This window comes from Kitasatospora sp. NPDC088351 (assembly GCF_040685575.1).
In the GTDB taxonomy this organism is placed as follows: domain Bacteria; phylum Actinomycetota; class Actinomycetes; order Streptomycetales; family Streptomycetaceae; genus Kitasatospora.
The window spans coordinates 36,847-47,203 of the sequence record NZ_JBFBIL010000059.1; the positions used below are offsets into that span (position 1 = coordinate 36,847).

The 10,357-nt window shown below is 75.4% G+C and carries 10 protein-coding genes; 6 read left to right on the plus strand and 4 right to left on the minus strand.

Features of this window, described 5'->3' with window-relative positions; all coding sequences use genetic code 11:
• The first annotated feature begins 10 nt into the window (after window positions 1-10).
• The gene (locus tag AB0P06_RS30300) at window positions 11-973 is read left to right on the plus strand and encodes a folate-binding protein (protein ID WP_363612914.1); all 963 of its coding nucleotides are present in this window, start codon (window positions 11-13) and stop codon (window positions 971-973) included.
• Window positions 974-996: 23 nt separating this feature from the next.
• On the opposite strand, the gene dtd is transcribed toward AB0P06_RS30300, so the two are convergent.
• The gene (dtd, locus tag AB0P06_RS30305) at window positions 997-1,437 is read right to left on the minus strand and encodes a D-aminoacyl-tRNA deacylase (RefSeq protein WP_363612916.1); all 441 of its coding nucleotides are present in this window, start codon (window positions 1,435-1,437) and stop codon (window positions 997-999) included.
• Window positions 1,438-1,896: 459 nt separating this feature from the next.
• On the opposite strand from dtd, the gene AB0P06_RS30310 reads away from it, so the two are divergent.
• From AB0P06_RS30310 to AB0P06_RS30320, 3 genes are all read left to right on the plus strand, one after another.
• Window positions 1,897-2,487 carry an ABC transporter substrate-binding protein gene (locus AB0P06_RS30310; protein ID WP_363612918.1) on the plus strand — a complete coding sequence of 197 codons (591 nt, stop codon included), beginning with the start codon at window positions 1,897-1,899 and terminating at the stop codon, window positions 2,485-2,487.
• Window positions 2,488-2,562: 75 nt separating this feature from the next.
• Complete coding sequence (locus tag AB0P06_RS30315; RefSeq protein ID WP_363612920.1) at window positions 2,563-3,522, plus strand: asparaginase; 960 nt, start codon at window positions 2,563-2,565, stop codon at window positions 3,520-3,522.
• Between the two features lie 140 nt (window positions 3,523-3,662).
• The gene (locus AB0P06_RS30320) at window positions 3,663-3,878 is read left to right on the plus strand and encodes a dodecin (protein ID WP_363612922.1); all 216 of its coding nucleotides are present in this window, start codon (window positions 3,663-3,665) and stop codon (window positions 3,876-3,878) included.
• 21 nt (window positions 3,879-3,899) lie between these two features.
• Here the strand turns inward: AB0P06_RS30320 and AB0P06_RS30325 are convergent, their stop codons facing one another.
• From AB0P06_RS30325 to AB0P06_RS30335, 3 genes are read right to left on the minus strand one after another with little or no spacing between them, the layout of a single operon-like run.
• Complete coding sequence (locus tag AB0P06_RS30325; RefSeq protein ID WP_363612924.1) at window positions 3,900-4,721, minus strand: heme ABC transporter ATP-binding protein; 822 nt, start codon at window positions 4,719-4,721, stop codon at window positions 3,900-3,902.
• Window positions 4,718-5,788 (minus strand): iron ABC transporter permease, encoded by a 1,071-nt coding sequence (locus tag AB0P06_RS30330; protein WP_363612926.1) that lies wholly within the window; start codon window positions 5,786-5,788, stop codon window positions 4,718-4,720. Before AB0P06_RS30330 ends, AB0P06_RS30325 begins: the two co-directional genes overlap by 4 nt.
• Window positions 5,785-6,813 carry an ABC transporter substrate-binding protein gene (locus AB0P06_RS30335; RefSeq protein WP_363612928.1) on the minus strand — a complete coding sequence of 343 codons (1,029 nt, stop codon included), beginning with the start codon at window positions 6,811-6,813 and terminating at the stop codon, window positions 5,785-5,787. The genes AB0P06_RS30330 and AB0P06_RS30335 overlap by 4 nt, the downstream gene beginning before the upstream one ends.
• Window positions 6,814-6,981: 168 nt before the next feature.
• On the opposite strand from AB0P06_RS30335, the gene AB0P06_RS30340 reads away from it, so the two are divergent.
• Together AB0P06_RS30340 and AB0P06_RS30345 are read left to right on the plus strand one after the other, a co-directional pair.
• Window positions 6,982-8,478: an HtaA domain-containing protein gene (locus AB0P06_RS30340; RefSeq protein ID WP_363612930.1), complete on the plus strand. Its 1,497-nt coding sequence runs from the start codon at window positions 6,982-6,984 to the stop codon at window positions 8,476-8,478.
• Window positions 8,479-8,540: 62 nt separating this feature from the next.
• On the plus strand, window positions 8,541-10,214 hold the full coding sequence (locus tag AB0P06_RS30345) for an HtaA domain-containing protein (RefSeq protein ID WP_363612932.1): 1,674 nt from the start codon (window positions 8,541-8,543) through the stop codon (window positions 10,212-10,214).
• Window positions 10,215-10,357 lie beyond the last annotated feature (143 nt).

Sequence of the window (10,357 nt, forward strand, 5' to 3'; positions counted from 1 at the left end):
GCTGGCCGGTATGAAGAGCCCGCTGCTTGCGCTGCCCGGTGCCGTCCCCGCCGAGGGAACCGACGAGGGCGTGGCCGCCCACTACGGCGACATCTTCCGCGAGCAACGCGAGTTGGCCCGGGGCACGGGCTTCGTGGACCTCTCGCACCGGGGCGTGGTCACCGTCACCGGCGCGGACCGGCTGGCCTGGCTGCACCTGCTGCTGACCCAGCACGTCAGCGCGCTGCCCGCGCAGCAGGCCACCGAGGCGCTGGTGCTCTCCCCGAACGGGCACGTCGAGCACGCCCTCTACCTGGTCGACGACGGAACCACCACCTGGGCGCACGTCGAGCCGGGCACCCAGCGGGAGCTGGTCGGCTACCTGGAGAGCATGAAGTTCTTCTACCGGGTGGAGGTCGCCGACGCGACCGCCGACTACGCGGTGGTCCATCTGCCGGCCGGTTCCACCGCCTCCGCCGAGGGCGCCGCCGCGGTGCGCGAACTGCCGTACGGGCGGGACCTCTTCCTGCCGCGCGCCGAGCTGGAGACGCTGGTCGAGGGGTACGGACCGGCGGCCGGGATCTGGGCGTACGAGGCGCTGCGGATCGAGGGCCACCGGCCGCGGCTCGGCTTCGAGACCGACCACCGGACCATCCCGCACGAGGTGGACTGGCTGACCACCGCCGTCCATCTGCAGAAGGGCTGCTACCGGGGGCAGGAGACGGTCGCCCGGGTGCACAACCTGGGCCGGCCGCCGCGCCGGCTGGTCTTCCTGCACCTGGACGGCACCGAGGAGACGCTGCCCCCGCACGGGACGCCGGTGCATCTCGCCTCGGACCCGGACGGGCGGGCGCTGGGCTTCGTCACGTCCTCGGCGCGCCACTACGAGCTGGGGCCGATCGCGCTGGCCATCGTCAAGCGGAACGTCCCGGTGGACGCCGTCCTGCTGGCCGGGACGGTCCCGGGCACGCAGGACGTGATCGTCCCGCAGTAGCGCTCGGACCCGGGCAGCGGGGCTCAGACCTCGACGAGGACGGTGAAGGGGCCGTCGTTCACCAGCGCCACCCGCATGTCGGCGCCGAAGCGGCCGGTCTCGACCTTGGCGCCGAGCGCGCGCAGCTGGGCGACCACCTCGTCCACCAGCGGTTCGGCGACCGGGCCGGGGGCGGCGGCGTTCCAGGTGGGGCGGCGGCCCTTGCGGGCGTCCCCGTAGAGGGTGAACTGGCTGATCACCAGCAGCGGGGCGGCCAGGTCGGAACAGGACTGCTCGACCCCGTCGGAGTCGGCCTCCAGCAGCCGCAGGGTCCAGAGCTTGCGGGCCAGCTGGGCCGCCTTGGCGGGGGTGTCGTCATGGGTGACGCCGACCAGGACGCAGAGCCCGGGTCCGTCGATCGCGCCGACACTCTCGCCGGCCACCGTCACCCTGGCCTCGGTCACTCGCTGCACCACTGCTCGCATGCGGCCATTGTGCCGGAGGCGGGTGGTTCGTTTGAGGGCGCACTCCACTATGTGCACGCCGGGCAGTGTGCGCCTGCGCTACGAAGGGCGCCACTCTTGCTGCGGAAAGCCCCGGTCATATCAGCCACCCCGGTTCGCCAGGGGGCCGTTCGGGTGCACAGGCGGTGCACCGGCGCCGGGCGGGGTGGCACGCTGGTGGACCGTACAAGGGGTCCGGGGCGTCAAGGTCCGCCGCGCCGGGCCCGGTTCGGTCGGGAGGCCGGACCGCTGGGTCAGGCGTTCCGGCGGTGCCGTCCCCGAGGGGTGGCACCGGCCGGGGGCGGGAACCTTCGGGGGTGTCCGGGCGTGCTGTCCGTCGGGCGGGGAGCAACAGCCCGCCGGGGGGACGGGACCGGACCGGCGGCAGGCGACGGGGTGCCGCGAGCGGGCGGGATCGGGACGACGGCAGGTGGTTGGTTGATGGACGCGAGCAGCGCGGCGCAGCAGCGGTCCGGGCGGGTGCCCGAGGGCCCGGAGCCGGCGGCGGCGCCCGATCTAGAGCGGCTGGGCCTGGACCGGTTGCGGACCCTGCGCCGGGAGACCCTGGAGCAGGAGGCCGACCTGTCCTATCTGCGGCGGCTGCTGCACGGGCGGATGGACATCCTGCGGGCCGAGCTCGACCGGCGGCCGGACGACGGCCCGGTCCGGGAACCGGCGGCGGGCGAGGAGCCGGCCGGGGCCCTGCTGGACCGGCTGCCGGCCATCCTCACGGACGCGCCGTCCACGGTGCGCCGCTCCGCCAGGCACGTCACCCTCGGGCCGCCGCGCGGCGAGCAGTCCCAGCTGGAGGCGGACACCCTGATGGGCGATGTCCAGCTGGCCGATCTGGCCGCGCACCCGGCCGAGGAACTGCTGGCGGCGCTGGAGCGGCTGCGCGCGCACGAGCGCGAGGTGTCCGGGCGGCGGCAGCTGCTGCTGCGGACGGCGGACGGCTGCAGCGCGGAGATCACCCGCAGGTACCGTGATGGGGAAGCACGGGTCGACGACCTGCTCCTGGGTGGCCCGCTCTGACCGGGTGAGGCGCCCTGGGCGGGAGCGGTGCCCGGCTCGCCCCCGGCCCACCCTCGCCCCCGGAAGGCATCCGCCATGTCCCAGTCCGCCGCCCTGCCCGTTCTCGCCGAGGTCATCCGCTCGGGCTTCACCGAAGGGGGGCACCGCGGCTCCCTGGTGCTGCTCGCCGCCGACGGTTCGGTCGAGTTCGCGCTGGGCGACCCCGATGCGCCGGTCTTCCCGCGCTCGACCGCCAAGCCGTTCCAGGCGGTGGCCACCCTGCGGGCCGGCCTGGTGATCGGGGGCGAGCTGCTGGCACTGGCGGCTTCCAGCCACTCCGCAGAAACGTTTCACCTCGACGGCGTACGGCGGATCCTGGCCGACGCTGGGCTGGACGAGACCGCCCTGCGGACCCCGGCGGACCTGCCGCTGGACGAGACCGAGGCCGAACTCCTCCTGCGGGCCGGCGCCGGGCGGGCACCGATCCTGATGGACTGCTCGGGCAAGCACGCCGGCTGGCTGGCCGCCTGCGTCGCCAACGGCTGGTCCACCGGGAGCTACCTCGACCCGGCGCACCCTCTCCAGCTGCTCGCCCGCGAGGCGCTGGAGGAGGCCACCGGTGAGCCGGCCGGGCACCTCGGGGTGGACGGCTGCGGCGCGCCTCTGCTGGCCGTCAGCCTGACCGGCCTGGCCCGCGGCTACCGCGGCCTCCTGCTGGCGGAGCCCGGCACTCCGGAGCGCCGGGTGGCCGACGCGATGCGCGCGCACCCCGAGTACGTGGCGGGCACCCGCCGGGCCGACACCTGGCTGATGCGGGCGGTCCCGGGCCTGCTGTCCAAGATGGGCGCCGAGGCCGTGCAGGTCGTGGCGCTGCCGGACGGCCGGGCACTCGCCTTCAAGATCGAGGACGGCGCGGAGCGGGCCCGCGGGCCGGTCCTGGCGGCCGCGCTGCGCCGGCTCGGTGTGACGACGGCGGACGACACCCTCGACCGGATCGGCGCGGCCCCGCTGCTCGGCGGCGGGGTGCCGGTGGGCCTGATCAGGGCGGCGTTCTAGGCCCGGGAGAGGGCGGGCAGAGGACGGGGGGCGGCGGGGTCCGGTCGGCTTGGACGCCTCCGGACGGCGGTCGGCGTGCGGGCGGACCCCCCTCGGTGCACGGTGGACCGGGGGCCGTCACACAGCTGAGGGAGTCCGTGATGAGCGAGCACGTGTACCGGGTGACCGAGATCGTCGGGTCCTCGACCGAGAGCGTCGACGACGCGATCCGCAAGGGCGTCGAGCGGGCGTCCCGGACGCTGCGCAACCTCGACTGGTTCGAGGTGACGCAGATCCGGGGCCACCTCGCGGACGGCCGGATCAAGCACTACCAGGTCGGTCTGAAGGTCGGTTTCCGGCTGGACGACGAGGGCTGACCGCGCCCCCGCACCGGGTGGTCAGCGGTCCCGCTCCGGCAGCACCAGCGGGACGCCGGTGCGCGGGTGCGGCAGCACCTCGACCGGGTGGCCGTACACCTCGCTGAGCAGCGGCGCGCGCAGCACCTCGGCCACCGGCCCGTCCGCGACCGTGGCACCGGCGGTCAGCAGCACCACCCGGTCCGCGTAGGCCGCCGCCAGTGAGAGGTCGTGCAGCACCACGACCACGCCGTCCCCGGCGGCGGCCCGCGCCCGGGCCACCCGCAGCACCAGCTCCTGGTGGCGCAGGTCGAGGGCGGCGGTCGGCTCGTCCAGGAGCAGCAGTGGGGCGCGCTGCGCCAGGACCCGGGCGAGCGCCACCCGGGCCCGTTCGCCGCCGGAGAGCGCGGTGAACGGGCGCTCGGCGAAGGCGGTGGACTCGGTGGCGGCCATCGCCTCGGCGATCACCGGTTCGTCCTCGGCGGCGGCCGCCGTACCGGACCAGGGGGCGCGGCCCATCCGGACCACCTCGCCGGCCGGGAACGGGAAGGACAGCGCGGCGGACTGCGGCAGCAGCGCCCGGTGCCGGGCGAGTTCGGCGGTGCCGTACCCGGCCAGCGGGCGGCCGTGCAGCCGGACCTCGCCCGCGGTCGGCGGGAGGTCCCCGGCGAGGACGGAGAGCAGGGTGGACTTGCCGGCGCCGTTCGGGCCGAGCAGCGCCAGCACCTCGCCCGCCGCGACCCGGACCGAGGCGCCGGCCAGCAGTTCGCGCCCGCCGACGGTCAGCCGGACGGCGTCGGCGGTGAACAGTTCGTCCCCGGGCAGCGGGCGTCGGGGTACCGACCGGTCGGTGCGCAGTCTCATGCCCAGCCTCCCTGCTTGGTCCTGGTCCGGCGCAGCAGCCAGAAGAAGAACGGGCTGCCGATCAGCGCGGTGAGCACGCCGAGCGGCAGTTCGGCGGGCTCGGCGAGGGTGCGGGCGGCGAGGTCGCCCGTGACCAGCACCAGGGCGCCGCCGAGGGCGGAGGCGGGCAGCAGGAAGCGGTGGCCCGGGCCGGCCGCCATCCGCAGCAGGTGCGGGACGACCAGCCCGACGAAGCCGATGATGCCGCTGACGGCGACGGCGGCGGCGGTCAGCAGCGCGACGACGGTGATCAGCACCAGCCGCATCCGCTCGACGTCCACCCCGAGGTGGCGGGCCGGGCGTTCGCCGAGCGCCAGCAGGTCCAGCTTCCGCGCGTGGAGCGGTGCCACGGCGAGGCCGACGGCGGCGAACGGGAGGACGGCGAGCACCTTGCCCCAGGTGGCCTGGGAGAGCGAGCCGAGCTGCCAGAAGGTGACCTGGCTGATCGCCGCGGAGTCGGCGGTGAACAGGAAGATGCCGATCAGGGCGCCGCAGAAGGCGTTGACGGCGACCCCGGTGAGGATCAGCGTGACCACCTCGGTGCGGCCGCCGGAGCGGGACATCGCGTACACCGCGAAGACCGTGACCAGGCCGCCGGCGAAGGCGAAGACGGTCACCGTCCAGTTGCCGAGGGCGTCCAGGCCGAGCACGATGCAGGCCACCGCGCCGACCGCGCCGCCGGAGGAGACGCCGATCACGGCCGGCTCGGCGAGCGGATTGCCGAACACGCCCTGCATCAGCGCGCCCGCGCAGCCCAGCGAGCCGCCGACCAGCAGGGCCAGCACCACCCGGGGGAGGCGGACGTTCCAGAGCACCGACTCGGGGACGCGGTCCAGCGCGTGCCCGCCGAGGCCGAGCCGGTGGGCGAAGGAGGCGAGGATGTCGCCGAGCGGGATCCGGTAGGCGCCGATGCCGGCCGCGAGCAGGGCGCAGAGCACCAGGGCGACGGCGAGCGCGGTGGTGATCAGGGCGGTGCGGCTGCGGGCCCTGGGCAGCGGGACGGGCTTCTCCCGTACGGCGGTGCTCACTTGGCGGCCGTCGGGTAGAGCTGCTCGGCGATCTCGCGCAACACCTGCGGGGTGCGCGGGCCGTAGCTGAGCAGCTGGCCGTCCTCGATCGAGACGATCCGGCGGTCCAGCCCGGCCGGGGTCTGGGCGACACCGGGCAGCTTGAGCAGGCCGTCGACGCCGCCGACCGAGTCCAGGCCCTTGCTCATCACCAGGATCGCGTCGGGCGCGGCCTTGACCAGGGCCTCGCTGGTGAGCGGGGTGAAGTCGCCGGTGAGCCCGGCGGCCTGGCCCGCGTCCTCGCCGCCGACGGCCTCGATCAGCGAGGTGGCGCCGGAGGCGGGGCCACCCAGCAGGAAGACGGAGGCGCTGCCGCGCAGGTAGAGGAAGGCGACCCTGGGACGGCGGTCGGCGCCGGGGAGCGCGGCCCTGGCCTCGGTGATCCGCTGCTCGGTGCGCTCCTTCAGCTGCCGTCCCGCGTCCGGGACGCCGAGGGCGGCCGCGACGGTGTCGATCCGGGGGCCGGCGTCGGCGAGCCGCTTGGCGTCGTCCAGGACGATCAGCGGGACGCCGGCCGCCCGGATCTGCGCGATGGCCTCGGCCGGGCCGGTGGAGCGGTCGGCGAGGACGACGGTGGGGTGCAGCGAGAGCACGCCCTCGGCGGAGACGTCGTGGGCCTGGGTGATCACCGGCAGCGCGGAGGCCTGCTGGAAGGTGGTGGAGACGTCCCGGGCGACCACCCTGGGGCCGAGGCCGAGGCTGAACACGATCTCGGCGAGGCTGCCGTTCAGCGGGATGATCCGGTCGGCGCTGGTGACGGTGACCGATCGGCCGTCGGCGGAGGCGGCGGTGGCCGGCAGCTGCGGGGCGGGCTCGACGGGCAGTGGCTCGACCGCGTCCGGGGCGCGCGAGGTGCCAGCCGAGCCGGCCGCTCCGGTCGCGCCGGTGGCCGCGCCGCAGGCGGTCAGGGCGAGCAGCAGGCCGAGGGCGAGCAGCAGGAGGGCGGGCCCGCGGGTGGCCCGGGTTCGGATCGTGCTGCTCAACATGCGGCCCTTCACTGGGAGTTGTCACCACCGGCGGCCGGGTGCGAGGGGCGGCGGGGGGACTCTTGACTCATATATTAGGTTAGCCTTACCTCAGTTTCGCAAGGGGGTCGGCGTCGTGCCGGCCCCTTCCCCCGTCGTGTCCCCTGTCGTGCCGAGGAGTGATCCCCCGTGCCTCTGCCCAGACGGCTCCGTCGCCTGGCCGCCTCCCTGGTGGCCGCTCTGGCAGCCCTCCTCACCGCGGCGCTGCTGCCCTTCCAGGCGGCCGCCGCCGAGGGGAAGGTCTCCGGCGGGAGGCTGGACTGGGGGATCAAACAGTCCTTCCTGACGTACGTCACCGGGCCCATCGCCAAGGGGAGTTGGGGGCTGACCGGAGGCGCGGCCACGGTCGGTGGCAGCACCTTCCGGTTCCACTCCGCCACCGGCACGTACGACCCGGCGAGCGGGGCGCTGAGCGCCGGGTTCTCCGGCGGTGTCCGGTTCACCGGGCACCAGGAGAACGGCGTCAACGCGCTCGACCTGAGCGTCGGACGGATCACCTTCCGGGCCGTCCAGGGCGGCGCGGCCGGGCTCTACGCGGACGTCAGCAGCAAGTCCAGGGAGACCGGACAGGTCAGCAGTGCCAGTCAGGCGAAACTGGCCGATCTCTCGCTGGCCGGCGTCGATCTGCGCGGCGCGGCCGGGACCCTGACGCTCAGCAATGTGCCCGCGACGCTGACCGACGCCGGGGCCAAGGCCTTCGGCAGCTTCTACACCGCCGGGACGGCGCTGGACCCGGTCACGCTCTCGGTCAACCTGCCCGCGACGCAGCCCACCACCGCGCGGGGCACGCCCTCCCCGGCCGCCACCACGCCGCCGGCCACCACGCCGGCCGCCGAGCCGCCGACCGCGCAGCCGACGACCGGTCAGCCGTCGAGCGCCGCCCCGCAGGCCCCCGCCCGCACCGAGTTCGCCAACGGCGCGCTCGACTGGGGCGTACGGCGGACCTTCCGCGACTACGTCACGGGTTCGATCGCCAAGGGCCGCTGGGAACTCGGCGGCGGCGCGGCGGACGGCGGCGCGTTCTACCGCTGGACCCCGGCCAGGGGTGGCTACGACGCCGCCACCGGAGAGCTCACCGCCGCCTTCTCCGGCAGCGTCCGCTTCACCGGGATGCGGAGCGGCGACGGCTACGGGCTGGACCTCACCCTCGCCAACCCGGGGGTGACGGTGGCCGGCGGCCAGGGCCAGCTGGTCGCGGACGTCTCCGGCCGGACGCCGGACGGCGGCTCGCAGCAGCTCACCGGCGTCCGGCTGGCCGTCTTCGACGCGGCCGGCCTCACGCCCGAGGGCGGTCTGCTGAAGGCCGTCGAGCTGCCGCTGAAGCTCACCGAGGAGGGGGCCAAGGCGTTCGGCAACCTCTACCCGGCGGGCACCGACATGGACCCGCTGAGCTTCGCGGTCGCCCTCGACCCGGCCGCCGCCCTGCCCCCGCTGCCCGACATCGGCAGCGCCCCGGCCGCCACCGCGACGCCCTCCGCCGCGCCGGTCGCCTCCTCCGCCTCCTCCTCGGGCGGTGTCCCGGTGGTGGCGGTGGCCGGCGGCCTGCTGGTGGCGGCGCTCGCCGCGGCCGGCGGCGTGCTCGCCCGGCGCCGGAGCCGCCGGTCCGCCCCCGGCGACGCGTCCTGACCCGGCCCCGCCCCGGTCTGACGCCGCACCACCTTCTCCCGCCCACCGAACGGAGCACCACCATGTCCCGCAGCACCGCCCAGCGGCCGGGCCGCCGCAACCGCACCCGCCTCGCCGCCCTCGCGGCCGCCACCGCCGGCCTCGGCCTGACCGCCTTCGGCGCCCCCGCGCTGGCCCTCGCCGCAGGCGGCCCCGGCAGCGTCACGTACGACACCGGCGGGCTGGACTGGGGGGTGAAGGCCAGCTTCCGTAGCTACGTCACCGGGCCGATCGGCCAGGGTGGTGTGGAGCTGACCGGGGGCGCCACCACCAACGCCGACGGCAGCTTCCACTTCGGCCTGGCGAGCGCCACGTACGACCTGTCCACGCACGTCCTCAGCTCGGCCTTCACCGGTGGCGTCCGGTTCAGCGCCCACCACGGCGCGCTGGACGTGGCGCTGAGCGACCTGAAGATCAGCACCTCGGGGACGGCCGGCACGCTCACCGCCGACACCGCGTCCAAGGAGACGGTCGGCGCCGAGATCACCCGACGGGACGACGTGCCGCTGGCGACGTTCACCGTCGGCCGGGACACCACCACCGGCGTGCCTACGGCGGCCAAGCTCACCGAGGAGGGCGCCAGGGCGTTCGCGGGCTTCTACCAGGCCGGCGCGGACCTCGACCCGTTGTCGCTGCTGCTGAAGCAGAGCCCGGCCACGCCCTCGCCGACCGCCACGCCGTCCGCCACGCCGTCCGCGACCCAGTCGCCGAGCCCCACCCGGTCGCCGTCCGCCACGGGTACCCCGGCGCCGACCGGTTCGCCGTCCGCGACCGGCACCCCGTCGCCGACCGCCTCCGCCACCACGACCGGTACTCCTTCGCCGACCGGCTCGCCGTCGGCGAGCGCGACGGGCACCGGTACCCCCTCGCCGACGGGTACGCCGTCCGCCACCGGCACCCCCTCGGCCACCACCGCGCCGAGCGGCAACGGCGAACTCGCCATCGTCAACGGCACCCTGGACTGGTCGGTCAAGGCGAGCTTCCGCAAGTACCTGGAGAGCCCGGTCGCCAACGGCAAGGTCGAGTTCGGCGGCGGCGCGGCCGACTACCGCTTCGCCGGCGCCACCGGCACGTACGACACCGCGACCCACTCGGTGGCGGCCGGCTTCAACGGCTCGGTCCGTTTCCTCGGCCACCCGGAGAACGGCGGCTACAAGCTGGACACCACCATCTCCAAGCCGGGCCTGACGATCGACCGGGACGGCGCGTACCTGACCGCCGACGTCAACGCCAAGTCCATGGACGGGAAGAGCACCTCGCTCTCCGCCGCCAGGATCGCCAAGCTGGACCTCTCGAAGGCCGACCTCGCCCCGGTCGACGGCGTGGTGACGCTCTCCGCGGTGCCCGCCACGCTGACCGCCGAGGGCGTGCCCGCGTTCGCCAACTACCAGGCGGGCGAGGCGCTGGACCCGGTCTCGGTCTCGCTGGCCTTCGACCGGAACGCCCAGCTGCCGACCACCCCGCCGGCCGGTGGCACGACCGGTGGCACGGCGGGTGGCACGACCGGCGGTGCCGACTCCGGTACGGGCGGCGCGGGTACGGCCGGTGGTGCCACGCTGACCACCGGCGGCGCCGGCCTGCTGGCCTCCACCGGCTCCGGCACCCCCGTGGTGCCGCTGCTGGCCACCGCCGCCGGACTGCTGCTGGTCGGCGGCGGCGCCACCGTCCTGGTCCGCCGCCGCGGCGCGCAGGCCTGACGGACCCCCGCCCGAAGCGGCCCGCACACGAAACGGCCCCGGCGAGCGGTCTTGGGTTCTAACGGTCCTCGCAACACCCGCGATCTGTGGGAGTTGCGAGGGCCGTGGCTGTTGGACGCGATGATCTTTCGGGTTTGAGGGAG

Excerpts from the sequence above, each read along its gene's own strand:
- AB0P06_RS30300 (WP_363612914.1), top strand. The coding sequence starts at position 11 with ATGAAGAGCCCGCTGCTTGCGCTGCCCGGTGCCGTCCCCGCCGAGGGA.
- dtd (WP_363612916.1), bottom strand. The coding sequence starts at position 1,437 with ATGCGAGCAGTGGTGCAGCGAGTGACCGAGGCCAGGGTGACGGTGGCC.
- AB0P06_RS30310 (WP_363612918.1), top strand. The coding sequence starts at position 1,897 with ATGGACGCGAGCAGCGCGGCGCAGCAGCGGTCCGGGCGGGTGCCCGAG.
- AB0P06_RS30315 (WP_363612920.1), top strand. The coding sequence starts at position 2,563 with ATGTCCCAGTCCGCCGCCCTGCCCGTTCTCGCCGAGGTCATCCGCTCG.
- AB0P06_RS30320 (WP_363612922.1), top strand. The coding sequence starts at position 3,663 with ATGAGCGAGCACGTGTACCGGGTGACCGAGATCGTCGGGTCCTCGACC.
- AB0P06_RS30325 (WP_363612924.1), bottom strand. The coding sequence starts at position 4,721 with ATGAGACTGCGCACCGACCGGTCGGTACCCCGACGCCCGCTGCCCGGG.
- AB0P06_RS30335 (WP_363612928.1), bottom strand. The coding sequence starts at position 6,813 with ATGTTGAGCAGCACGATCCGAACCCGGGCCACCCGCGGGCCCGCCCTC.
- AB0P06_RS30345 (WP_363612932.1), top strand. The coding sequence starts at position 8,541 with ATGTCCCGCAGCACCGCCCAGCGGCCGGGCCGCCGCAACCGCACCCGC.